Origin of the sequence: Acinetobacter amyesii, assembly GCF_023499985.1 — a bacterium.
GTDB classification, from domain to species: Bacteria; Pseudomonadota; Gammaproteobacteria; order Pseudomonadales; family Moraxellaceae; genus Acinetobacter; species Acinetobacter amyesii.
On record NZ_JAMCOU010000031.1, the window covers coordinates 207,123 to 232,368 of the forward strand.

Here is a 25,246-nt window from a genome sequence, read left to right on the forward strand (position 1 = left end):
CTGAACAATGATTGAAAATCCAATTAAGCGCCGTCCAACGCGTAAAATTAAAGTAGGTTCGGTGTATGTCGGTGGTGATGCGCCGATCAGCATCCAAAGTATGACCAATACTGAAACCTGTGATGTCGAAGCGACCGTTGCACAGATTCAGCGCTGTGTAGACGTCGGTGCGGACATCATGCGTGTTTCTGTACCGAGTATGGAAGCTGCTGAAGCTTTTGGTGAAATTCGCAAACGTGTGCAAGTGCCACTGGTTGCTGATATTCACTTTGATTATAAAATTGCTTTACGTGTTGCAGACCTTGGTGCAGATTGTTTGCGTATTAACCCGGGTAATATTGGCTCAGAAGCTAAAATTCGTGAAGTGGTAGCTGCTGCACAACATAATGACATCTCTATGCGTATTGGTGTCAATGCAGGCTCATTGGAAAAAGATATTCAAAAGAAATATGGTGAGCCTACAGGTCAGGCCTTGCTTGAATCTGCAATGCGCCATATTGATATTTTAGATCGCTTAAATTTCCATGAATTTAAAGTGTCAGTTAAAGCATCCAATGTCTTTCTGACGATGGATGCTTACCGTTTGTTATCTAAACAAATTGATAACCCATTACACTTGGGTGTGACTGAAGCTGGTGTATACCGCACGGGTTCAGTCAAATCTGCTATCGCTTTAGGTGGTTTGTTGATGGAAGGTATTGGTGACACCATGCGTATTTCATTGGCAGCAGAGCCTGAAGAAGAAATCAAAATTGGCTTTGATATTTTAAAATCATTGGGCTTACGTTCGAACGGCATTAACTTTATTGCATGCCCAAGTTGTTCACGCCAAGAGTTCAATGTCATCAAAGTCATGCAAACATTGGAAGAGCGTTTAGAAGATATTCGTACCCCAATGGATGTATCGGTGATTGGTTGTAAAGTGAATGGTCCGGGTGAAGCCAAAGAAGCCGATATTGGTGTGGTAGGTGCAAGTCCGCGTTCACTGGTGTATCGTAATGGTGAAAAGAGCCATTTAATTGACACAAATCAGTTGGTTGACGAAATCGAAGCGATGGTTCGTCAACGTGTTAGCGATCTTGAAGACGCTAAAGCTAAAGAGATTATTCGCACAAGTTTTTCTGAGTAGATCATGAGTTCAATCGTCGCAATCAAAGGTTTTAATGACATTCTCCCTACGCAAAGTCCTGCATGGAGACGTCTAGAACAGCATTTATCTAGCTTGATGGATGCTTATGGTTATCAGCAAATTCGCTTGCCGATTGTGGAGCAGACTCATCTGTTCAAACGTTCTATTGGTGATGCAACGGATATCGTTGAAAAGGAAATGTACACATTCTTAGACAAAGGTAATCCGCCTGAGTCTTTGACTTTGCGTCCAGAAGGAACAGCAGGGTGTGTGCGTGCAATGCTTGAACATAACTTACTTCGTGGTGCTACACCGCGTGTATGGTATGTTGGCCCAATGTTTCGCTATGAAAAACCACAAAAAGGTCGCTACCGTCAGTTCCATCAATTTGGCGTAGAAACTTTTGGTGTTGCAACACCAGATCAAGATGCAGAATTGATTTTAATGACTGCGCGTTTGTGGAAACGCATGGGCGTTGCAGATAAAGTTCAATTAGAACTTAATACTTTAGGTGAGTCTGATGAACGTGCTGCCTATCGTGCGGCATTGGTTGAATTTTTAGAGTCACATAAAAATGACTTAGATGAAGATTCACAGCGTCGTCTAACTACGAATCCACTGCGTATTTTGGATTCTAAAGATGCAAAAACACAAAGCATTTTGGAAAATGCGCCAAAACTTCACGACTTTATGGGTGAAGAAACGTTGGCTCACTTTGCTCAATTGCAGCAGTATTTGACTGACGCAGGTATTGGCTTTGTGATCAATCAAAAATTGGTTCGTGGTCTCGACTATTACAACAAAACGGTCTTTGAATGGACAACCACACACTTAGGTTCTCAAGGAACGGTATGTGCTGGTGGTCGTTATGATGGTTTAGTGGGTCAGCTAAAAGGTAAAGCAGACCAGTCGGTGCCTGCTGTTGGTTTTGCAATGGGTATGGAGCGTTTGCTTCTTCTACTTGAACAAGTGGAAGACAATACCCCAGTGCGTGACTGTGAGCTATTCTTGGTTTCAGATCCTGCAACTCAAGGTAAGGCATTGGTACTTGCTGAACAAATTCGTGATCAACTTGAAGCAGCGGGTAGCAACATTCGCTTAAAAGTTGGTTCACAAGGTTCAATGAAATCGCAAATGAAAAAAGCCGACCAATCGGGTGCTTTATTTGCTGTGATTTACGGTGAACGTGAGCAAGCAGCTGGGCAAGTGCTGGTAAAAGAGCTAGCCATTGCAGAACAACACGAAGTGAATGTGGCAGACTTTGTTGCCTTCATTATCGAAAAAATTTCTTCAAAATAATCCCTATAACATAAGGAAAAAGGTAATTTCATGAGCGCATTGAGTGAAGAAGAACAACTTGATAATTTAAAATCGTTTGCTAAAAAATATGGCTCTGCCATTGTTAGCGGCATTTTAATTGCGTTGATTGCCTTTTTCGGATGGGAATACTGGCAGAAGAAAACTTTGGCTGAATCGCAAATGCAAACAGCCAAAGTCCAGCAGTTAATGGATGATGCTCAGTCGGCGACGGGTGACGCTTTTACACAACTTTCTGCGACTGCAGATAAAATTGTAAAAGAAGCGCCAGATTCGCCACAAGCCATCCAAACTCAGTTGCTTATGGCAAAATTGGCGTATGATAAAGCCGATTATGCCAATGCTGAGAAAGCTTTGAAAAAAGTTGAAAATTCAAAAGTTGATGATGCAGGCTTAATTCAATTGGTGAAATTACGTTTGGCGTATGCACAATTGGCGCAAAAGAAATTTGATGAAGCATTAAAAACCTTAGAAGCGGTTAAAGAACCTGCTTTTCAAGCAACTGCAGATGAAGCCCGTGGCGACGTCTATGTTGCGAAAAATGATATCGAAAATGCAAAGAAAGTCTATCAAAGTGCATGGGATGCTTTGGTTGAGCGACAAGAAGAACGTCAAATTTTACAAATTAAACTCGAAAGTGTAGGCGTTTTAGTTGATGATCCTGAAATTGAACGTCCGATTATAGATACACAAGTGGAAGCAACTGAATGAATAGAAAATACAAAATTACCTGTGCGCTGACAGTTTTAACACTTGCTTTGGCTGGTTGTGCAAATAAAGGAAAAGTAGAAAAAGTAAAACCAAATCCTTTACCAAAATTGGAACAGGCAAAAACTTTAGCACCTGTATTTTCAAACAGTGTGGCTTCAACTGAAGAAGCAGATCCACTACGTTTACGTATGGATGCAGATAATGGCGTTGTTTTTAGCGTAAATCCTAATGGTGAAGTTCAAGCCTACAAAGGCAAAGAGCGTTTATGGCAGAAGAAAATCTCTAAACAAGGTTTGACTGCAGGTGTGGAAGCAGCTGACGGAATTGTGGTTGTTGGTAATGCAAAAGGTCAATTATTTGCATTAGATCAGGCAACAGGTGAACAAAAGTGGACGGCGCAATTAACCGGCGCGTTACTTTCACCGTCGTTGATTCAAGCAGGTCGCGTTATTTCAGTTACCAATGATGGTACGGTATACGCAAACGATGTGGCAACGGGCCAACAAACTTGGACCTATAACTTGCCAAATGTGCAGTTTAGTTTACGTGGTATGGCAGCACCGGTATCACTCGATGCGCGTCATGTTCTCATCGCTTCTTCAAATGCCTATATCTATGTGATTGATGCATTGAGCGGTATTCCGAAAATGCAGCGTCGTGTTGCAGTGTCAGACGGTCGTTCAGATGTACAACGTCTCATTGATATTGACGGTGAACCGACTGTAGCAGGTCAATTTTTAATTACCACCAGTTACCAAGGCCAAGTGACAGCGCTTGATCTTGCCTCACAACAAGTGATCTGGAGCAATGATGCGAGCAGCATTCAGCGTCCTGAAGTTGCGGGCAATGGTGTCTTTGTGACACAAACTGATGGTAAAATTGTGGCTTACGAAATTACCACTGGTCAAACATTGTGGGAAAATGACCAATTGCTTAATCGTAATTTGAGTAACCCAGTGATGTTAGGTCAAGACCTTGTGGTTGGTGATCTGGATGGTGTACTTCACTTAATCAACCCAGCGACAGGTGAATTGGTTGGTCGTTCTAAAACCAGTGGTGAAGTACGTTCACTACGTGTGATTGACAACCAATTATATGTGTCGACACGTAAGGGTGCATTAAGCATTTGGCAGAACCGTTAATTTTTCTGCGGCTTATGTTAAAATAAGCCAAACCGTATTTTTAACGCGGGGGATTGAATCATCAATGCCCCGTGTTTTTATTTATTTTAGGCATTTATCCTATTTCCATTCTTCCTAAGCTTTCTGATGTTCAGACCAGACCAAACTGGCTGATCTGGAATAAAGGTTAATCTATGAAACCCGTAATTGCGCTCATTGGTCGTCCGAACGTCGGAAAATCAACGTTGTTTAACCAGATAACCAAGAGCCGTGATGCTCTCGTTGCTGACTTTGCCGGTCTGACTCGTGACCGTAAGTATGGTGACGCGACTTATCAAAATAAATCTTTCATCGTCGTTGATACTGGGGGTATTGGCGAAACTGAAGGTGGTATCGACTCGTACATGGCAGAACAGTCAAAAACTGCCATTAATGAAGCAGATATTATTGTCTTCGTGGTCGATGCGCGCGCAGGCCTATTGGCATCTGATGAGCAAATTGCACGTGACTTACGTACGCTAGGTAAAAAAGTTTATCTTGTTGCCAACAAAGTTGATGGTGTACATGCCGAAGCAGCTTTAGTTGAATTCTTCAAATTGGGTATGGGTGAACCACTTCAAGTGGCTGCCAGCCATGGTCGTGGTGTTCAGCAAATGCTTGAAGAAGTGTTAGCTGAAGTGCCTGAAGATGAAAGTGAAGAACAACACGATAAAGACACAGGCTTACGTTTAGCGATTATTGGTCGTCCAAACGTGGGTAAATCGACTTTAGTGAATCGTTTGTTGGGTGAAGACCGTGTGGTTGCATTTGACCAACCGGGTACTACACGTGACTCGATTTATATTCCATTTGAACGTGATGGCCGTAAATATACGTTAATCGATACTGCGGGTGTACGTCGTAAAGGTAAAGTGGACGAAATGATCGAGAAATTCTCGATTGTGAAAACTTTACAAGCGATGAAAGATGCGCATGTTGTGGTTATTGTTGTCGATGCACGTGAAGGGATCGTTGAGCAAGACTTGCATTTGATTGGTTATGCGCTTGAAGCAGGCCGTGCGATGGTGATTGCCATCAACAAATGGGACAACATGTCTGACTACGACCGTAAACAATGTAAATTAGATGTTGAACGTCGTTTTGACTTTATTCCATGGGCAAAAATTCACTTAATTTCTGCACTTCACGGTACAGGTGTTGGTGATCTTTATCCATCGATCCACCGTGCTTATGATTCTTCGCATTTGAAAGTATCACCTGCGAAAATCACTCAGATCTTGAATGATGCAACTGATGCGCACCAACCACCAATGGTTCAAGGTCGTCGTATCAAAATGCGTTATGCGCATATGGGCGGACAAAATCCACCGACGATTGTGATTCATGGTAACAAGGTCGATAAAACGCCAAATGACTATCGTCGTTACCTAGAAAACGTGTTCCGTAAAGTTTATAAACTTGAAGGTACGCCAGTCAAAATTGAATTTAAAACCTCTGATAACCCATTTGAAGGTCGTAAGTCGCAAATCGATGAGCGTACGGCGGCACGTAAACGTCGTTATGTTCAGAAGTTCAAAAAAGCGGAAAAGAAATTCAAACGCTAAGTTTAGATGAACAAAAAAAGCCTGCAGATATGCAGGCTTTTTTATTTCACTTTATTTATCTAAAAAGATGTAGAAATTAGTTTTTACACTTTTTAGCTTGGCGGTAAATATCAATATTATCCAGGTTAGCTTGAGCAATTTCCATGGCTTGCTGTGCGCTGCTGCTATCCTGTTGTGTATTTTTATTGCCAGAAAAAGCTGTCGCAAATTGTCCCATACGCGCGGCTGTTTCAGATTGACCTGAAAATGCGGATAGCGCGTTGCCAGCAAGACCAGCCCATTTTGAAACTTGATTATTTTGCTGTGCTGACGCTTGGCTTAATGCCAGTTGAGATGCTTCCAATGTACGTTCAAAGGTCTTACGCTCAACGCTTAGGTCAGTGCAATCTAAGGTTTTTAAATAACTGGTCCTATAAACACTATTGTTGGTTTGACTAGCTTGATTGAAATTTGAGGCATAGCCACGGTCTGCTTGAGCCACGGCATTGGCAGCTTCTTGACGGCTTTGATTCATACGAGCTTCAGCTTGGTCCATGATCGCGCCATTTTTGGCACCCATTACTGCAACAGCTGCATCCAATAAGCCTGCTTGAGTGAAACATGGTAGGACACAAAGTGAACTGATTAACGTGATTTTTCTTAGCATCTGATTTACCCCGAGTTTTAAATTAAAGTTATAAGAATCTAGAGTATTTTATCTAATTGAAGATGTATTTAAAATATTTATTATACTTAAGTATTTGAATGTATTTATAATATTAAGTATTTCTTAAGTGGGTTAAAATATTTTTAAACTGAGTTTTAAAATCTCGACGAGTCAAAGGACCGATGCGCTCATCTGTATTGTGGTGTATTTTGTGTCGGAGAGTCGCATAAAATATAGCGTCATGGACGTAGTGTAAAAGATATTGGATCAATAACTTATGGCGAAAATTCAGCTTGAATATAGTGCAATTACTGACTTCTTTGTGGAGCCGCATGGCTTGAGTCGTCAAGAGGTAATTGCCGTGCGTAAACAAGCCATTTACCAATATCGCAATCAATTACTTGGCCAGCGGCTAAATAGGTCAGTTGAAAATTCAGATTTTTCAAAGTCTGCATTTGGTAAGCCTTTTCTTCCTGATTTTCCACACTTTCATTTTAATCATAGTCATAGCCAGCAGCATTATGTTTTGGCCAGCAGTGAAAAAATCGTCAATATTGGTGTTGATATTGAGGATTTAAATCGAAAAGTTCGTTTTGATGCGATGGCTCAACACAGTTTTCATCCCGAAGAATTGCTTCATTGGGAGAGCTGTGAGCATGATCCTGATTTTTGGTTTAAAGTTTGGACCACCAAAGAGGCGGTACTTAAAGCATCAGGTTTAGGGATTCGAGTGAACCTGAATGAACTGAATACCCAGTGTCATCCTGAGCAGAATGGTGGGATGTGTAGTCATCCCGCAATTGGCACTTTTGCTTATCAGAATATTCAACTACCGCATGTGATGTTGACGGTAGCATGGCAAAGTGAACAATCTTGCCGAGGCTTTCATTTGCCTAATATTGAGTTGAATGTCTTATAAATCGGTATGAAATAAAATCATCATGAAAAAAGCCCTGTTCTGGCTGAACAGGGCTTTTTTTGAAAATCAATCTAAACTGGCATTAGATTAGATTTTGCATTTTTTAGAACCTTGGTAGATACCAATGTTGTCGATGTTTGCTTGAGCAGCAGATTTGTTCGCTTGTTGAAGTTCAAGGTTGCTTGCATCAGAAGTATCTTGCTCACCAGCCAAGCTGTTTGCAATGTTGCCTGCACGAGCAGCTTTTTCAGAGTTACCACCGAAAGCAGCAAGAGCGCCACCCGCTAAACCAGCAAATTTGCTCAATGATTTGCCTGGCGCTTGAGCAGATGCTTGGATGTTTGCAATGTTTTTGTCAGCAGCTTCTAAAGAGCGCTTAGCATTCGCTTTTTCAACAGCAAGAGTTGCACAATCCATCGCTTTTAATTCTGAAGATGCGAATTGAGTTGTAGCAAAAGCAGAAATTGAAATAGAAGTAACAGTTGCAAGAACAAGTAATTTTTTCATGAAATAATTCACTTTTATTGTTAGAAAATAAACGCCCGAAAGTAATGGGCGGGTGAATATTATTCAAAAAAAGGAATTTTGTCCTGTTAAAATGTGACAATTGTGTAACTTTGTGTAATTTGCGTACAAATATGATTGCAAAATTAAATGATTAGTAACACGTTGCTATTTGGGTTTTTGTGCAATCCAAATATTACTTAAGCGGTTGACAAATTGCGGGCTAAACTTCGATAAATTAAATAAAAATTTAGCTTTCATCCCCACAGGTGTATGTGTGGCCATTAAGACCGTATCTTTTTTTTGTACCAAGGTATAAATTTGCTGAGCGACATCGCTCGGTTGAAGATTGACGCCCATTTTCTTAATGCTTTGGGCATCCATGTCTTGCACCATCGCGGTTTGAACAAATAAAGGCATCACATCTAAAACGCGAATATTGTATTTTTGCCATTCAATATCCAAACTTTCAGTGAACCCGCGGACAGCAAATTTAGATGTGGCATAACTGGCTAAATCGGCTTGTCCATAAATTGCTGAAGCCGAAGAGAGGTTAATCACACGAGCAAAATTGCTTTGTTGTAAATAGGGGAATGCCGCATAGCAACCGTTTATCACCCCTTTGACATTGATATCAATCGTTCGGTGGTGTGCAGACAGTTCCGTATGTTCAAAGCTGCCTGAATACAGAATTCCGGCATTATTGACTAAGATATTCAGCTGACCTGCCCAAGCAACAAATTCAGCTAAAGCGCTTTGCCATTGCTCTGGTTGTGTCACATCTAAAAGCCCAGCTTTGGCATGGCTACCGAGTTCAGCAGCTAATGAGGTGACTTGAGATTGGTTAATGTCGTAGAGCCCAACTTTATAGCCTTGTTGTATGAACAGTCGTGCAATTGCTGCGCCAATCCCTTGTCCTGCACCGCTAATAAAAATACTTTGCATGTTATGCTTCCCTGAATTGAGTTGCTCATTCCCTGAGTGAATTTTGAGCATATCAAATTCTGTAATCGAAACAATGTACTGATGAGTAAATAGCTGGAGTTCACATGGAACAATTATTAGCAGTGATGAAAGAATTACGTGAAAAATGTCCATGGGATCAAAAGCAAACCCCAGAAAGTTTGACTCGTTATGCCATCGAAGAAGCCTATGAAGTTGAAGCGGCAGTTCGTTCAGGTCAGAGTGATGATGTACGAGATGAACTGGGGGATTTGTTGCTGCAAGTGGTTTTTCAGTCGCAGATGTATAGCGAACAAGGCGCATTTGATTTTCAAGATGTGGTGCAAGCCATTACAGATAAATTAATTCGCCGTCATCCCCATGTGTTTCAGGCAGAGCAATTCTCAGCACTCAATGCGGATGATGTGGCAACACTATGGAAACAGATTAAACAACAAGAAAAAGCAGGGAAATCAGTATCTAGATTAGATGAGGTTAAACATGCTCCTGCATTAAGCCAAGCAGATGAAATCCAAAAAAATGTGGCGAAAATTGGCTTTGATTTTCCAGATATTGAAGGGGCTTATGGCAAGCTTGAGGAAGAGCTAGGGGAGTTAAAAGAGGCCTTAGCAGGCAAAAAATCCGACGAAATATTTGATGAATTTGGTGATTGCTTATTTTCTCTAGTGAATGTTGGACGTAAGATTGGCATCTCAAGTGAGATGGCACTGTTAAGTACCATTCATAAATTTAGAAGCCGTTTTGCTTATATTGAAGCACAGGCCACATTACAACAAAAACATGTAGAAGACTTGTCCCTGACTGAAATGGATCAGTTATGGGAACAGGCAAAACAACAATTAAAACAACAGGCTGAATATGTACCACATCCTAAAGAATAAATACTCTACACAATTACTTGTCTTGGTTTTGGGTTTAATGGCAGATTTAACTTTTGCTCAAAGCCCTTCGGGTTACGCGGAATGGAAAGCCATGCAGCAAGCTCAAGATCAGCAATTAAAAAAGCAATCTGAGGCCTCGAAGTCCAAAGTGGCAACTGCACCGAGCAATGCCAACTATTATTTGTCACGACCCAGCACCCAACAAAATAGTCGAACAGATCAAGTACGCTTAAATACAGCCTCAGTTGATGAACTGCAAACATTACATGGGATTGGTCAGAAAAAAGCAGAAGCCATTGTGCAATATCGCAAAAGTAATGGCTTATTTAAAACGATTGATGATATTCAACAGGTTAAGGGAATCGGTCCTGCGCTGTTTGCTAAAAATAAAGCAAAATTGGCACTTTAAGTGAAGTGTAAAAAAAAGAATTAGGTTAAGCTCAGCTTGAGCATCGAGATAATCAAATTGCCCTTTGATTGTGTTAGAGATATCATTAGCGACATCTTAAGAATTTTACGTTCAGACGTAGGAGACAGCGTCTTTTGCAAACTTTGCGCGCGTCCAAATGTGGTTTATCAACCACACAATTACCTTCTTCCATTTTAGATGTGATTGATGCCTTAACTAAGGCAGGCTATGAAGCTTATATCGTGGGTGGCAGTGTCCGCGACCTAATGTTGGGTCATGCACCTAAAGATTTTGATGCCGTAACTAATGCGACACCAGCTCAGGTGAAAGAAGTCTTCGGGCGACGTTGCCGAATTATTGGTCGTCGTTTTGAGCTGGCGCATGTCTACTCAGGACGTGAACTGATCGAAGTTGCGACCTTCCGTGCGCCGCCTAAAAAAGCCGTGACTTCTGCTGCGGGCATGATTTTACGTGATAATAATTGGGGTACGATTGAGCAAGACTTTGCACGTCGTGACTTCTCGATCAATGCAATGTATTACCAACCACGCAAAGGTGAAGTGCTAGATTTTTGTCATGCAGTAGATGACATTAAGCATAAAACCTTGCGTTTATTGGGTGATCCACAATTACGTTTTGAAGAAGATCCTGTGCGGATGCTTCGGACTTTACGTTTTGCAGCCAAATTAAACTTTAATATTGATCAAAAAATTCTGGATGTCTTTACTCCAGAACTTACTCAATTGCTGCGTGATGTCTCTCCACATCGTTTATACGACGAGTCACAAAAACTCTTTACTATGGGGCATCTCAATCGCGTCTTACCGATGCTGATCGATTTTGGTATTTGGTATCAGTTATTTGCAGATATCAAACCGGTTGTAACGCCATTTATTGAGTTGGCTGCAAAAAATACCGATCAACGTATTTCGATTGGGAAAACCATTAACCCTGCATTTTTCTATGCCGTGTTATTGTGGATTCCGTTCCAAGAGCGTTGTACGTTCTATCTAAATAAAGGTGTTGTTCCTGCTGAAGCACGTGCTCAAGCAGGCTTGGATGTATTGAAACGTCAGGCTACACGAACCATTATTCCACGCTTTGCCGAAACATTTATTCGTGAAGTTTGGGAAATGCAAACCCGTTTACTAAGTCCAAAACCACAGCAAATTGAAGCACTTTCAGGTCATGCACGTTTCCGTGCAGGCTTTGACTTTCTGCTGCTGCGTGAAAAATCGGGCGATACAAGCACGCAAGGCATGGGGCAGTGGTGGGATGCTTATCAGCAGATGAGCACTGACGAAAAAGAACGAGCAATTAGCCAATACAATCGTCAACGTGCCAAGAGTCGTCGTAAAGCGGCGCATGAAGATGTGGAAGCCAAAACTTCTACTCATCAGCAAGTTGAAATTGAACCGCTGGTGAATGAACCAGAAAGCAGAAGTCGCCGTCAACGTAAGCCTAAATCACATGTCAATAGTCTAGAGACAGTGTCAATCGTTGCAGCGTCAGCCAGTGGTGAAATTGGTGCAGATCATCCGATTTTAAAACGTAAACGTGTGAAACGAGATTTGACTCAGGTTATTTTTGGGCCAACACAATGACGCTGACATATATTGGTTTAGGCAGTAATTTAGGTGATTCTCAGCAGATTCTCAGTGAAGCGGTGCATAAACTTGCAACACTCGGAACAGTGAAAGTCTCAAAACTGTATCAAAGCCCGCCAATGGGGCCACAAGATCAGCCGAATTATTTAAATGCAGCGGTTGCATTAGAAACGGATCTAGCGCCTTTGGCCTTGTTGGATGAATTGCAACGCTTTGAACAAGAGTCGGGGCGTGTACGCCTACGTCATTGGGGGGAGCGTACACTGGATTTAGATTTACTGATTTATGGTGAACAGCACATTCAAAATGAACGTTTGACTGTGCCTCATGTTGGTGTTTTAGAACGTGATTTTGTGTTGAAACCTTTGTTGGATTTAGATGAGAATCTACAGATTAAAGGACAAACATTAAAAGATTTACCTATTTTGAATAATCCAAATTTAACTGTATTGGATGCAGGAAACTGGGCCCATCTTTAATTTTTGTATGACCACTTGAGAAAGCCGTCATCTGAGGAATATTGAAATGATTAGTCTAAGTGACTTGAAAAAATTTAAAGCGGAAGGCCGCAAATTCTCCTGCTTGACTTGCTATGATGCGAGCATGGCAAAAGCAATGGAAGTTGCTGAAGTCGATAGTATTCTGATTGGTGATTCATTGGGGATGACCATTCAAGGGAATGACTCGACTTTACCTGTCACTGTTGAAGATATGGTATATCACACTGCTGCAGTGCGTCGTGGCAATAAACATGCGTTTATTTTGACTGATTTGCCATTTATGACCTATGCCACTTTGAATGACGCTTTGGTGAATTCAAAGACCGTGATGCAAGCAGGCGCACAGATGGTCAAATTGGAAGGTGGTGCATGGTTGTCAGAAACAGTTGAAGTATTGACCCGTAATGGTATTCCAGTGTGTGTGCATTTAGGGTTAACTCCGCAATCGGTTCATGTGTTTGGCGGTTATAAAGTGCAAGCACGTACACGCGAAACCGCGGATCAACTCATTGCAGATTGTAAAGCTGTGGTTGATGCAGGTGCAGCAATTTTACTTTTGGAATGTGTTCCTGCCCAAGTGGGTAAAGAAATTAGTGAGTTATTCCCAAATACACCTGTGATTGGGATCGGTGCCGGTGCAGAAACGGATGCTCAAGTCTTGGTTCAACAAGATATGTTGGGACTGACGTTTAGTCACGTGGCGAAATTTGTTCGCAATTTTATGAAAGAGCAAGCAGGGGAAACAGCAATTGTGGATGCGTTTAAGGCGTATCATGCTGCCGTACTTGATGGTAGTTTCCCTGCCAAAGAACATACATTCCAAATTGAGCTGTAAGACATGAAAACTGAAACAACGATTCAAGGTTTAAGTGCATCGCTAAATCCAGCACGTGCTGCGCGCAAAATCATTGGTTTTGTACCAACGATGGGGAACTTGCATGAAGGTCACCTTAATTTAGTTCGTGAAGCACGTAAACTGTGTGATGTCGTGGTGGTGAGTATTTTCGTTAACCCAATTCAGTTTGGTCCAAATGAAGACTTTGACAACTATCCACGTACTTTGGAACAAGATCAGCACTTATTGGCTGAAGTGGGTTGTGACATCGTGTTTGCACCGACCGTTGAACAAATGTATGGCAACAAGCCGCGCTTAACCAATATTAGCGTGGGCGGTATTACTAATGATTTGTGTGGCGAACAGCGTCCGGGTCATTTTGACGGTGTTGCTGTTGTTGTGACAAAACTCTTTAATATTGTTCAACCGAATTTTGCATTCTTTGGGCAAAAAGATTACCAGCAACTTGCAGTGATTCGTCAGTTTGTACGTGACTTAAATATTCCACTAGAAGTGATTGGTGTGCCGATTACTCGTGCTGAAGATGGTTTGGCATTGAGCTCACGTAATGGTTATTTAAGTGCGGAAAATCGTGCGATTGCACCAACGATTTACCAAAGCTTGAAAACGGCTGAGGCAGAATTACATGCTGGAACTCGACTGGCAGATGTGTTAGCGAATATTAAAGCAACATTGACAGCAGCGGGTTTTGTTGTGGACTATGTTGAAGCACGTACACCTGAATTACAGAAAATTGAAGAATTTGATCAAGACGTGGTGTTGTTTATTGCGGCTAAATTAGGCGCAACACGTCTTATTGATAATATGCAGGTTAAATATACTGCAGTTTAAAACGGCTATGGGGTAGCAAGCGATGAAGCGCATTTTAATTGTTACAGGACAATCTGGATCTGGAAAGTCATCTGCATTACAGATACTTGAGGATTTGGGCTATTACTGTATCGATAATTTGCCATTGGCCTTACTCCCCGAAATTGTTGAAAAACTCGATTCAGAAAATAATCTTGAACAATTGGCACTGGGTGTGGATGTCCGCAGTACACGTGCAGATTTACAAGAGTTCGATTTGGTTTTTCAACAGCTACAACGCCATGGCTCAGTCGATATTATTTATTTGACCACGCGTGATCAGGAATTGATTGCGCGATTCAGTTCATCTCGACGTCCCCATCCGTTGGCAAGTCGTTTCAAAAGTTTAAATGAGTGCATACAGGAAGAAAAATCTTTACTGTTGCCGATTCAATTACGCTCGACAGTACATATTGATACTACAGATAAGAGTGTACATGATTTAAAACATACCTTGCTGTCTAAACTTGGACAGGCAGATAATTTAATTTTGATCTTACAGTCTTTTGGCTATAAGCATGGTATTCCACTCGATGCAGATTATGTTTTTGACGTCCGTCATTTGCCCAATCCACACTGGGATATGGAATTGCGTAAGTATTCAGGATTAGATGAGCCAGTTCGTCAGTTTTTACAACAAAGTGAACAAACCAATGAAATGTTCCAAGATATTTATAATTTTTTGGATAAATGGCTGCCGGCATTTGCCGAAGGGCATCGTCATTACATGACGGTGTCGATCGGTTGTACAGGTGGGCAACACCGTTCGGTATATATCGTAGATAGACTAAAAAAAGCACTTGAGGCAAAATGGTCTATTCAGGTTCTACATAGAGAAATGAAGCACTGGTCATGATCGACACAACTGTTGACGTAATTAATAAACTGGGTTTACATGCGCGTGCATCTGGCAAGCTAATCGAAGTCACGACCAAATTTCGCTCGTCGATTCAAATTGGTAAGGGTGGAAAATTAGTAGATGCCAAAAATATTATGTCTTTGCTGATGCTTGGCGCAGGCAAGGGCACAACTTTACGCTTAGTGATTGAAGGTGCAGATGAAGAAAAAGCTTTATCTGAAATTCAAGCACTGTTTGCGGCAAAATTTTACGAGGCAGATTAAACGTGGCACGTCGACCGAACCGCTATACCGAAGAAGACTTTGAATCCATAGAAGGACGTGCAAGTAAAACTGAGCAAAAGAAAGCTGTACAACGTATGGCTGCTTTGGGCGAGGAACTTGCAAAACTGAATCCTAAACAGATTAAAAATCTTCCTGTTGAAGAGCGTCTGATCGAAGCACTACTTGATGCACAAACCATTACTTCACATGAAGCGCGACGTCGTCAGTTTCAACGTGTAGGTAAATTGCTGCGTAATGAAGATGAAACCATGATTTTATCTTACCTAACCCCGCAGCAAGGTGCGAAAAAAACAGCGCAGCTTCAACGCTGGACTGAACGTATGATTGCCCAAGGTGATCCCGTCATTAAAGAGTTCATGAAAGCGCATAATGCTGCTGAACATCATCCTATTCGTCAGCATATTTTGCGTATTCAACGTGATATAGCAAAAAATGTAAGCGAAGAAGAACTGACTGCGTCAAAGTTGAAATTGTTTAACTACATTCAACAAGTGGCTTTATTATCTGATAACTAATGCATGATTAGATAGCCAAGTACTTAGATAGCTCAATGATCAGAGAATTCAACATGATCTGATCATTGAAGTAAAACGTGAAGTTATAGACTTCACATCAAAAAAGCGACCTGATTAGGTCGCTTTTTTTGCTTAAATGATTGAAAAAATCATGCTTGGCTTTTGAGTTTTAACATTAACCAAATTCGCCAACAGCGCGCTCTTTAGCCCATTCACGGAGAACGAACTTCTGAAGTTTACCTGTCGAGGTTTTTGGAATTTCGGTAATCACCACATCTTTTGGCACTTTGAAACGTGCAAGATGTTGTTTACAGAATTCAATCAGTTCTTCAGGCGTTGCTTCTTTACCTGCTTTTAATTCTATAAAGGCACAAGGCACCTCTTGCCAACGAGGGTCGGGTTTTGCAACCACTGCAGCGGTTAGTACAGCAGGGTGTTGATATAGAATTTCTTCCACTTCGAGCGATGAAATGTTTTCACCCCCTGAAATGATCACATCTTTAGAGCGGTCAGTAATTTTGGCATAACCGTCAGGTTGGCAGACGGCTAAGTCGCCGGTATGGAACCAGCCACCGGCAAAGGCTTCAGCCGTTGCTTCTGGGTTTTTCAAATAACCTTTCATTACGATGTTGCCACGGAACATGATTTCACCCATGGTCTGGCCATCATGCGGAACAGGTAACATGGTTTCAGGATCAATGACTTTCATGCCATCTTGAAGCGGGTATGGCACACCTTGGCGAGAATGCAACTGTGCTTGTTCTTGAATGGAAAGATCAGACCAACCAGCTTGCGATGCGCAAAGTGCTGATGGACCATAGGTTTCAGTCAAACCGTAAACATGTGTGACATTGATACCAATATTACGCATCCCTTCAATAATCGCAGCAGGTGGCGCTGCACCAGCAACCATCACTTCAACGCGATGGTCAAATTGCGCTTTTTTCTCTTCAGGCGTATTGATCATCATTGAAAGTACGATTGGCGCACCGCAGAAATAATCTACTTTGTGCTCTGCGATCAGTTTGAAAATCAGTTCAGGGTCGATTTTACGTAGACAAATATTGGTTCCGCCATTGGCTGCCATCGTCCAAGCAAAGCACCAGCCATTACAGTGGAATAGAGGAAGCGTCCACAGATACGTTGCACGTGGCGTCATGCCGCAAGCAATGATGTTACTCGCTGCATTGATATATGCGCCGCGGTGATGATACACCACGCCTTTTGGATTCCCTGTGGTACCCGAGGTATAGCTTAAACTAATCGCATCCCATTCATCTTGAGGTAAGTGCCACTCAAAGTTGGCATCGCCTTGCGCCAACCAGTCTTCAAATTCAATTTGTCCAATCGGTTGTGCTGTGCCTTCAAATTCAGCATCTGCAACATCAATGACATAAATGTCTTGATCGATCAAAGCCAAAGCTTCGGTGGCAACTTGAGCAAATTCAGGGTCAACCAACAGGACTTTGGTTTCTGCATGTTCCAGCATGAAGGCAATGGTTTTCGCATCAAGGCGTGTATTTAGCGTATTTAGTACAGCACCCGCCATCGGTACGGCAAAGTGTGCTTCAACCATAGCCGGAACGTTCGGTAATAACACAGACACGGTGTCGTTTTTGCCAATGCCTAATTGTTGCAACTGATGTGCAAATTGACGACAGCGGTTATATGTTTGGCGCCATGAAATATGACGATTGCCATGGATAATGGCATCCTGATCAGGATAAATATAAGCTGCACGCTCTAAATAACGTAGAGGCGAAAGTGCCACAAAATTTGCCGGGGTCCGTGGCAATTCATCGTATGCGCTAACCATCGTGGTACTCCAAGTCCATGTCTATTTGTTTTAAATCTGACTTAACAATAATTCAGTCCGTAGCTTCTCTGCATTTATGCTTTAGTCGAGTATTTACACTAAATTTTTAAGTGGTTGAAATTTAACATAATAAAAACAATAAGGTGACGAAAATGAACCCTGTGGTTCTCAAAATTGATTTTTTAGCATAAATAATTTAGTTGAAAAATATACAGGGTTTGTTGGTTTTTTATACTAATTTGGCAGATATTTCCGTGTGTGATCTTTTTTATTGATTCGGTTTGAATGATGCTTAACGAATAATGTAGAGCGCCTTGAATAGTCTTTGTGGGGATATAAACGAATGATATTTTCTTTAATTGATCGTGGCTTATTTGCTGTTTTTTAACAATAAACTTAAATTTGAGAAGATGCGAAACTTCGTATAATCTAAGTAAAAAATCAAGATGGCTTGTGCATTAACATTGCAAAAGCGGAAATCAAAAATAAAACAATACGGCTAAATACAATAAAAAGTATGGCGACAAGGATGAATATGACAATTCAACACGACATTGCATGGGAAAATTGGTCAGGTGCTCAGAAGTCGATCCCGAAGTCATTTATACAACCGCAAAATCTTGAGCAATTAATGGATGTGGTGCAATCCCATCCTAAGATTCGCTTGGTTGGCGCAGGGCACTCATTTAGCCCTTTGGTAAAAACCACAGATACCTTAGTAAGTTTAGATCATCTCAAAGGCATTCTAGATATCGATGCTGAACGCTGCCAAAGTACCGTCCAAGCTGGCACACGATTATTTGATTTGGGGGAGAAGCTCGCCTCTTTTGATCAGGCACTGATCAATCAAGGTGATATTGATCGTCAAAGTTTGGCTGGGGCTATTGCAACAGGGACGCATGGTACCGGACTCGAATTACCGTGTTTATCGGCACTGGTTACGGGGTTTAAATTATTAACCGCGCAGGGCGAATTACTACAATGCAGTGCTGAACAGAACAGTGAAATTTTCCAAGCAGGGCGTGTTTCACTCGGGAGTTTAGGCGTGCTGACGCATGTACAGCTGCAAAATCGGCCGATGTATAAACTCAAAGAACAAACGCGATTATGTCCGCTGAAAGATGTCATGCAGAATATGCAGCAATGGCAATATGCACATCGACATATTGAGTTCTGGGTATTTAGTCATGCCGATCAGGTTATTTTAAAAACCTTAGATGAGACGGAAGATGACCTTCAACCGCGGAAAGAACAGTGGTTAGATGATGACGTATTACTCAAATTTTGTGCAGAATTGACGCGAATTTTTCCACCACTGAATCCATGGCTACAAAACTTATTGGGTGTTTTTGTCAAACCTTCGATGAACGTAGATTGGTCAAGTCGAATTTTTCCTTCTGCTCGAAATACCAAATTTAATGAGATGGAATACCAGATTCCGCTGCAACACGGGATGAATTGTTTAGAAGAAATTTTGCATACCCTTCGACGACATAAGGTTCCGATGTTTTTCCCGCTAGAATATCGACTTGTACGTGGGGATGATATTTGGCTCAGTCCGTTTTATCAGCAAGATTCGGCCTCAATTTCGGTGCATCAGTTCTATAAGCAAGATTATCAAGTCATCTTTAAGCTCGTGGAGCCGATTTTTTTAAAATATGGCGGGCGTCCGCATTGGGGGAAATTGCATAGCCTAAATGCGCGGCAGCTTCAAAATGTGTACCCCAAGTGGCAGGATTTTTTAAATATTCGACAAGAATTAGATCCGAAGCAAAAGTGGCTCAGTCCAGAGCTACAGCAAATACTGATTGAATAAGCATCGTGGAACGTTAAACGTTGAAGACCAATTGAACGATATGAACAAGGGGATGGCATGGATGCATATTTTCAAAAGTTGAATACGCTGTTAAAGCAAAACGGGACGGGGATGCCGCAGTTAATCGTGGATATTGACGCATTAAATCACAACTTTGGGGTCACTCAGCAGCAAATACCACACAGTCTGCATCCTCGCTTGGTGGTGAAATCCTTGGCGTGCATGGCATTGCTTCAACACTGTGCTACACAGCTCAAGACACAGCGTTTCATGCTATTTCATTTTGCACATCTGAAAACACTTTTCGAATCGATACCGCAAGCCGATGTGTTGTTTGGAAAACCGATGCCGATTCAGGCCTTGAACCATGCAGACAAGGTGTTTTTGCAGGCAACGCAATCGCAAGTGCAATGGCTTATTGATAGTGAACAGCGTTTAGCTCAATACCTCAAATTTGCTGAGCAGCATCAACTGTGTCTACGTATCAATATTGAAATCGATGTTGGGCTACATCGTGGTGGTCTGAAAACGATCGATGAGCTAAAGGCTATTTTGGATGTAATTGTTCGACATCCTCAACATTTAAAATTTTCAGGATTGATGGGCTATGACGCACATGTGGCGAAGATCCCACGGCTGATCCAATCTCCTGAACAGACTTATCAACAATCCCAGCAAAGTTATCAACAATTCAAAGCTTATGTACAACAGCATTATCCAACTTTATGTGATGAACACATCTGTTGGAATGGTGGTGGTAGTCCTAGTTTTAGTTTTCATTGTCAGCAGAGCGTCTGTAACGAAGTCTCGTTTGGTTCGATGCTGTTAAAACCTGCAGATTTTGAACTGAAAAATTTACACGCTTTCCAAAGTGCCTTGTGGATCGCCACGCCTGTGTTAAAAGTGTTGCCGCGGACTGAATTACCACAGTTAGAATGGCTCAGTCGTTGGGCAAAATATCAGGCTGTATTTATTTATGGAGGCTATTGGCGAGGGGACTATGTTTATCCTCAAGGCAGTCAGCCCCATGCGTTATATGGTCGCAGTAGTAATCAGGAGCTTGTGCAAATTCCACAGACAAGCAGCATAAACGTAGATGATTATATTTTTTTACGCCCTACCCAGAGTGAAATGATCATCCCTCAATTTGCCCAGCTTTGGTTGTACCAATCCGATCAATTCATGGCCTTTGAGACCTTCAGAGAATAAAAAAAGAGCCCGTATGGACTCTTTTTAGGTTCAATTGTTTTGAAAAAAGCTCATGATTTGAAGCTTACTCAAATCCACTGTAGTGAATACCCGTGAGGTTCGACATTTCTTTTTTCCATGTGGTCAGGTCATCTTTGCAGAATTGATTCAGATGATGATGTCCGCAGGCACGAGCCATGATTTGCATTAGTTCAACGGATGCATTTAGAAAATTCGCCAGTTGTTGTGCCGATTTGTCTATTTCTAAACGACGACGTAAATGATCTTGTTGTGTGGCGATGCCGACAGAACAATCATTGGTCTGACAGGCACGCATAGCTAAACAGCCAATGGCTTGCATGGCAGAGTTTGAAATCGCGATGGCATCTGCACCTAAAGCGAGTGCCTTAATAAAGTCAGCGGGTACACGAAGTCCACCTGTGATCACTAAACTAATATCTGACCTTCCTAAACGGTCTAAATGACGACGTGCTCGTGCAAGTGCAGGAATGGTCGGTACAGAGATATTGTCACGGAATAAGGTTGGGGCTGCACCTGTTCCACCGCCACGACCATCTAAAATAATATAGTCCACACCGATGCTGAGTGCTGCGTCAATATCACGTTCAATATGCTGTGCGGAGAGTTTATAGCCGATCGGGATGCCGCCGGTTTCTGCTCGGACATATTCTGCAAATTCACGATATTGTGAAAGATGAGTCCAGTCGGGGAAAGTTGCAGGAGAAATGGCTGCGGTGCCTTCTGGTAATTTGCGCACTTCTGCAATCTTGCCAACCACTTTATGGCCTGGCAGATGTCCTCCCGTACCTGTTTTTGCAGCTTGACCGCCTTTAAAATGAAAGGCCTGACACTGTTTAACTTTTTCAATGTCATAGCCAAAACGGCCCGAAGCCAATTCATAAAAATAGCGTGAGTTGGCGGCTTGTTCCTCAGCAAGCATTCCGCCTTCACCTGAGCAAATCCCTGTACCCGCAATTTCAGCACCTGTTGCAAGGGCAACTTTGGCTTCTTGAGATAACGCACCAAAACTCATATCTGACACAAACAGGGGGATTTTGAGTTTTAAGGGTTTTTTAGCATTTGGGCCAATCACTACTTCGGTTGCTACGGGTGCATCATCTAATAATGGAATTTTCCACAGTTGTGCGGTGATCAGTTGAATGTCCTCCCATTTCGGGAGTTGATTGAAAGGCACGCCCATCGCCGCTGTCGGACCATGATGTCCAAATTTACTTAAGCCATTTCGTGCGAGTTCCAAGATCAATTTATTATGTGGTTCTTCTGGTGCGGGCGCGGAGTCAGCATATAGGCCTTGGTATTGATCACGCTTATATTGTTGAGGATTTCTTTTCTCCCACGCTTGAATTTCTTCAAGATCGACGTACACCTGATCGCCTTCCACCCATGCTTTAAACTTTTGCAAATTTTTATTCAGATAACGTGGGTTGATACCAGTTTTATAAATATAGTGCGAGCCATGCAGCCCACAGACGATTTTATCCCCTTGAATATGGGCATCAGCCATGAGGGCGCCGCGATGCTGACAGCGACCATACATGACCACGACTTGTTCTACATCATCATCTTCGAGCCGTAAGACCACAAGATCGACATTGGCTGCAAGAGCATAAGCGGGTTGGAGCGGTTTTAAACTAGACCAAGATATAAGTGAATGTGCTTGCATGATACCTGCCTACATAAAGATTTCAGTGGGTATAGGTGTTCGAAATTCGGAATAATTTTATGAATTAGAACGTGATTATTATGTTGACAGCATAAAGCGTATTTCGGCTGAAATCTGCTTGAATTATCAGGAGTCTTGTAAAAGGCAGCAGAAAAATCAACTTCCATGGGATTAGAGGTTTATTAAAGTTGGCAGGGCGTGTAAAATTTAGGTCGAATTTTATTTATCCACCGTTTTTATCTTTTGAGGGTCTCCCTCGATCATAATCTCGCGGTGACATGCTCCATTGTACGGGGCATCACTCCTTAAGGATTTTTATATGCCAATTATCACTTTGCCAAATGGCGATCAAAAAGAATTTGATCATGCCGTGTCTGTGATGGAAGTTGCTCAAAGCATCGGTCCTGGTCTAGCAAAAAATACAGTTGCGGGTCGTGTAAACGATCGTTTAGTTGATGCGTCTGATTTAATTACAGAAGATGCTAGCCTACAAATTATCACGCCTAAAGATGAAGATGGTATTCACATCATTCGTCACTCTTGTGCGCACTTGGTGGGTCATGCAGTTAAGCAATTGTTCCCAGAAGCAAAGATGGTCATTGGTCCTGTCATTGAAGAAGGTTTCTACTATGACATCTGGATGCCACGTCCGTTTACTTTAGATGACATGGCAGCAATCGAAGAGCGCATGAAAAAGCTCATCGACCAAGACTATGATGTCATCAAAAAAATGACTCCACGTGATGAAGTGATCAAAGAGTTCACTGCACGCGGCGAAGAATACAAATTGCGTCTGATCGAAGACATGCCTGAAGAAACTGAAATGGGCTTGTACTACCATCAAGACTACTTGGACATGTGCCGTGGTCCGCACGTTCCAAATACTAAATTCTTAAAATCGTTCAAGTTGACTAAAATCTCTGGTGCTTACTGGCGCGGTGATGCGAAAAACGAACAGCTGCAACGTATTTACGGTACAGCTTGGGCTGACAAAAAACAGTTAGCTGCGTATATCAAACGTATTGAAGAAGCTGAAAAACGCGATCACCGTAAAATTGGTAAAGCGTTAGACTTGTTCCATATGCAAGAAGAAGCGCCGGGTATGGTGTTCTGGCATCCAAACGGCTGGACGATTTACCAAGTGCTTGAACAATACATGCGTAAAGTTCAACAAGCCAATGGTTACCAAGAAATCCGTACACCGCAAGTGGTTGATTTCACGCTTTGGGAAAAATCAGGTCACGCAGCTAACTATGCTGAAAACATGTTTACGACTCACTCAGAGAACCGTAACTATGCAGTAAAACCAATGAACTGCCCATGTCACGTGCAAGTCTTCAACCAAGGTTTGAAATCTTACCGTGATCTTCCAATTCGTTTGGCTGAGTTTGGTTCATGTCACCGTAACGAACCATCGGGTTCATTACACGGCATTATGCGTGTACGTGGCTTTACACAAGATGATGCGCATATCTTCTGTACCAAAGAACAAATCGGTACTGAAGTTGCAGACTTTATTAAACTGACATTAGATGTTTATAAAGACTTCGGCTTTGAAGAAGTACAAATGAAGTTGTCGACACGTCCAGAAAAACGTGTGGGTGATGACAAACTTTGGGACATGGCAGAAAAATCTTTAGCAGATGCTTTAGATGCTGCAGGCCTAGAGTGGGAACTTCAACCGGGTGAAGGTGCATTCTACGGTCCGAAAATTGAATTCTCATTGAAAGACTGCTTAGGTCGTGTATGGCAGTGCGGTACAATTCAATGTGACTTTAACTTACCAGAACGTTTAGATGCGTCTTATGTGACTGAAGATAACGACCGTGATCAGCCTGTAATGTTGCACCGTGCAATTCTTGGCAGTTTCGAGCGTTTTATTGGTATACTTATTGAACACTATGCTGGTTTCATGCCACCTTGGTTGTCTCCAATTCAAGCATGTGTGATGAACATTACCGATTCACAAGCTGAAGCATGTGAGTCAGTCGTCGCTAAACTTAAAGAAAGCGGTATCCGCGCGATTTCAGACTTGAGAAATGAGAAAATCGGCTTTAAGATTCGTGAACGTACTTTAGAGCGTATTCCTTACTTATTGGTTCTTGGGGACCGTGAAGTTGAGGAAGGTACTGTAAACGTCCGTACTCGCTCTGGAAAAAATTTGGGTACTATGTCAATTGATGCATTCGTTGACCTAGTAAAAGCAGCCGTAGCCGAACGCGGCCGGTACATTGTGGAGTAAAAGCGATTAAACAGCCTGACCGTAATCAACAGGGCGGAAAATCAAACCGTCCTGCCTTGAATGATGAAATTCGTGCAAAAGAAGTCCGTCTAGTAGACGAAAATGGCGAGCAAAAAGGGATTGTATCTCTTGCTGACGCTTTGCGTGCTGCAGAAGCAGTAGATCTTGACCTTGTTGAGATTGTTGCTAATGCTGAGCCACCAGTCTGCAAAATCATGGATTTTAATAAGCATTTGTTTGATCTAAAACAAAAGCAAAAAGAAGCGAAGAAAAAACAACATCAAGTACAGGTGAAAGAAATCAAGCTACGCCCTGGTACTGATGTTGGTGACTACAACGTTAAACTACGTGCCATTATCAAGTTCCTTGAAGAAGGCAATAAGGTAAAAATCACGCTTCGTTTCCGTGGTCGTGAAATGGCACACCAACAACTTGGTTTGGCTCAATTACAAAAAATTGAAGCTGACGTAGTTGAATACGGTGTTGTTGAACAAACACCAAAAATGGAAGGCCGTCAAATGGGTATGCTGCTTGGTCCTAAAAAGAAAAAGTAAGTATCCATTAAAAAAGCACTGCATTTGCAGTGCTTTTTTTTGCCTATATTTTGGTTTTTTAATCTCAATGATGTTCAAGGGCACCAATAATTTTTGCTGCGTATTGATTGGAAAATAGAGCAAAATTCATGAATGCGAACTTATGTCTGAGGGTATTAAGTAAGTTTCTTTAAGAAAGACAAATTTGATTATATTTTAATTGATATTCAATCGTTGTTTCGATTCAGACGTTTTGAAATGCTTTAATTTAG

General features: G+C 41.9%; 24 protein-coding genes. 19 read left to right on the plus strand and 5 right to left on the minus strand.

Annotation, left to right across the window (positions count from 1 at the left end; all coding sequences use genetic code 11):
• Window positions 1–7 precede the first annotated feature (7 nt).
• The 5 genes from ispG (at window position 8) to der (ending at window position 5,882) form a co-directional block, all read left to right on the plus strand.
• A complete protein-coding gene (ispG, locus tag M5F03_RS09600; protein WP_078192661.1) occupies window positions 8–1,129 on the plus strand; it encodes a flavodoxin-dependent (E)-4-hydroxy-3-methylbut-2-enyl-diphosphate synthase in 1,122 nt (373 codons plus the stop codon).
• A 3-nt stretch (window positions 1,130–1,132) separates the two neighbouring features.
• Window positions 1,133–2,428 (plus strand): histidine--tRNA ligase, encoded by a 1,296-nt coding sequence (gene hisS / locus M5F03_RS09605; RefSeq protein ID WP_078189609.1) that lies wholly within the window; start codon window positions 1,133–1,135, stop codon window positions 2,426–2,428.
• Between the two features lie 30 nt (window positions 2,429–2,458).
• Complete coding sequence (locus M5F03_RS09610; RefSeq protein ID WP_078192660.1) at window positions 2,459–3,157, plus strand: YfgM family protein; 699 nt, start codon at window positions 2,459–2,461, stop codon at window positions 3,155–3,157.
• On the plus strand, window positions 3,154–4,299 hold the full coding sequence (gene bamB / locus M5F03_RS09615) for an outer membrane protein assembly factor BamB (RefSeq protein ID WP_078189607.1): 1,146 nt from the start codon (window positions 3,154–3,156) through the stop codon (window positions 4,297–4,299). The genes M5F03_RS09610 and bamB overlap by 4 nt, the downstream gene beginning before the upstream one ends.
• A gap of 173 nt (window positions 4,300–4,472) precedes the next feature.
• Window positions 4,473–5,882: a ribosome biogenesis GTPase Der gene (gene der / locus M5F03_RS09620; RefSeq protein WP_078189606.1), complete on the plus strand. Its 1,410-nt coding sequence runs from the start codon at window positions 4,473–4,475 to the stop codon at window positions 5,880–5,882.
• A gap of 76 nt (window positions 5,883–5,958) precedes the next feature.
• On the opposite strand, the gene M5F03_RS09625 is transcribed toward der, so the two are convergent.
• Window positions 5,959–6,528, minus strand: a complete 570-nt coding sequence (locus tag M5F03_RS09625) for a hypothetical protein (protein WP_249708185.1) — start codon at window positions 6,526–6,528, stop codon at window positions 5,959–5,961.
• A gap of 277 nt (window positions 6,529–6,805) precedes the next feature.
• On the opposite strand from M5F03_RS09625, the gene M5F03_RS09630 reads away from it, so the two are divergent.
• Window positions 6,806–7,447 (plus strand): 4'-phosphopantetheinyl transferase family protein, encoded by a 642-nt coding sequence (locus M5F03_RS09630; RefSeq protein WP_249708186.1) that lies wholly within the window; start codon window positions 6,806–6,808, stop codon window positions 7,445–7,447.
• 87 nt (window positions 7,448–7,534) lie between these two features.
• Here M5F03_RS09630 and M5F03_RS09635 read toward each other — a convergent pair whose 3' ends face one another.
• Both M5F03_RS09635 and M5F03_RS09640 read right to left on the minus strand, forming a co-directional pair.
• Complete coding sequence (locus M5F03_RS09635; protein ID WP_180102551.1) at window positions 7,535–7,954, minus strand: hypothetical protein; 420 nt, start codon at window positions 7,952–7,954, stop codon at window positions 7,535–7,537.
• 165 nt (window positions 7,955–8,119) lie between these two features.
• Window positions 8,120–8,896: an SDR family oxidoreductase gene (locus M5F03_RS09640; RefSeq protein WP_180102552.1), complete on the minus strand. Its 777-nt coding sequence runs from the start codon at window positions 8,894–8,896 to the stop codon at window positions 8,120–8,122.
• Window positions 8,897–9,000: 104 nt separating this feature from the next.
• Here M5F03_RS09640 and mazG point away from each other — a divergent pair, with 104 nt between their 5' ends.
• The 9 genes from mazG to yjgA all read left to right on the plus strand — a co-directional run bounded on the left by mazG (window position 9,001) and on the right by yjgA (window position 15,674).
• Window positions 9,001–9,795 (plus strand): nucleoside triphosphate pyrophosphohydrolase, encoded by a 795-nt coding sequence (mazG, locus tag M5F03_RS09645; protein WP_180121612.1) that lies wholly within the window; start codon window positions 9,001–9,003, stop codon window positions 9,793–9,795.
• A complete protein-coding gene (locus M5F03_RS09650; protein WP_372491137.1) occupies window positions 9,773–10,204 on the plus strand; it encodes a ComEA family DNA-binding protein in 432 nt (143 codons plus the stop codon). Before mazG ends, M5F03_RS09650 begins: the two co-directional genes overlap by 23 nt.
• Before the next feature lie 134 nt (window positions 10,205–10,338).
• Window positions 10,339–11,808 carry a polynucleotide adenylyltransferase PcnB gene (gene pcnB, locus M5F03_RS09655; RefSeq protein ID WP_249708188.1) on the plus strand — a complete coding sequence of 490 codons (1,470 nt, stop codon included), beginning with the start codon at window positions 10,339–10,341 and terminating at the stop codon, window positions 11,806–11,808.
• Complete coding sequence (folK, locus tag M5F03_RS09660; protein ID WP_249708189.1) at window positions 11,805–12,290, plus strand: 2-amino-4-hydroxy-6-hydroxymethyldihydropteridine diphosphokinase; 486 nt, start codon at window positions 11,805–11,807, stop codon at window positions 12,288–12,290. The genes pcnB and folK overlap by 4 nt, the downstream gene beginning before the upstream one ends.
• 46 nt (window positions 12,291–12,336) lie before the next feature.
• Window positions 12,337–13,146 (plus strand): 3-methyl-2-oxobutanoate hydroxymethyltransferase, encoded by an 810-nt coding sequence (panB, locus tag M5F03_RS09665; protein ID WP_111884734.1) that lies wholly within the window; start codon window positions 12,337–12,339, stop codon window positions 13,144–13,146.
• Between the two features lie 3 nt (window positions 13,147–13,149).
• A complete protein-coding gene (panC, locus tag M5F03_RS09670; RefSeq protein ID WP_180093389.1) occupies window positions 13,150–13,998 on the plus strand; it encodes a pantoate--beta-alanine ligase in 849 nt (282 codons plus the stop codon).
• Window positions 13,999–14,020: 22 nt separating this feature from the next.
• On the plus strand, window positions 14,021–14,872 hold the full coding sequence (gene rapZ / locus M5F03_RS09675) for an RNase adapter RapZ (protein ID WP_078189595.1): 852 nt from the start codon (window positions 14,021–14,023) through the stop codon (window positions 14,870–14,872).
• Window positions 14,869–15,138, plus strand: a complete 270-nt coding sequence (locus M5F03_RS09680; protein WP_067763492.1) for an HPr family phosphocarrier protein — start codon at window positions 14,869–14,871, stop codon at window positions 15,136–15,138. The genes rapZ and M5F03_RS09680 overlap by 4 nt, the downstream gene beginning before the upstream one ends.
• Window positions 15,139–15,140: 2 nt before the next feature.
• Entirely contained in the window at window positions 15,141–15,674 is a 534-nt protein-coding gene (gene yjgA, locus M5F03_RS09685; RefSeq protein ID WP_180025974.1) for a ribosome biogenesis factor YjgA, read from the plus strand.
• Window positions 15,675–15,849: 175 nt separating this feature from the next.
• Here the strand turns inward: yjgA and M5F03_RS09690 are convergent, their stop codons facing one another.
• Window positions 15,850–17,490, minus strand: coding sequence for an acyl-CoA synthetase (locus M5F03_RS09690; protein WP_111884733.1), 1,641 nt, complete (start codon window positions 17,488–17,490; stop codon window positions 15,850–15,852).
• Window positions 17,491–18,025: 535 nt separating this feature from the next.
• Between M5F03_RS09690 and M5F03_RS09695 the strand changes: the two genes are divergently transcribed.
• Window positions 18,026–19,306, plus strand: a complete 1,281-nt coding sequence (locus tag M5F03_RS09695) for a D-arabinono-1,4-lactone oxidase (RefSeq protein WP_249708219.1) — start codon at window positions 18,026–18,028, stop codon at window positions 19,304–19,306.
• A gap of 57 nt (window positions 19,307–19,363) precedes the next feature.
• Window positions 19,364–20,515 carry an alanine racemase gene (locus tag M5F03_RS09700; RefSeq protein ID WP_249708190.1) on the plus strand — a complete coding sequence of 384 codons (1,152 nt, stop codon included), beginning with the start codon at window positions 19,364–19,366 and terminating at the stop codon, window positions 20,513–20,515.
• A 64-nt stretch (window positions 20,516–20,579) separates the two neighbouring features.
• On the opposite strand, the gene M5F03_RS09705 is transcribed toward M5F03_RS09700, so the two are convergent.
• Complete coding sequence (locus tag M5F03_RS09705) at window positions 20,580–22,199, minus strand: glutamate synthase-related protein (RefSeq protein ID WP_249708191.1); 1,620 nt, start codon at window positions 22,197–22,199, stop codon at window positions 20,580–20,582.
• 319 nt (window positions 22,200–22,518) lie between these two features.
• On the opposite strand from M5F03_RS09705, the gene thrS reads away from it, so the two are divergent.
• Entirely contained in the window at window positions 22,519–24,441 is a 1,923-nt protein-coding gene (gene thrS / locus M5F03_RS09710; RefSeq protein WP_078189589.1) for a threonine--tRNA ligase, read from the plus strand.
• Between the two features lie 5 nt (window positions 24,442–24,446).
• Window positions 24,447–24,995, plus strand: coding sequence for a translation initiation factor IF-3 (gene infC / locus M5F03_RS09715; protein WP_180026032.1), 549 nt, complete (start codon window positions 24,447–24,449; stop codon window positions 24,993–24,995).
• Window positions 24,996–25,246 lie beyond the last annotated feature (251 nt).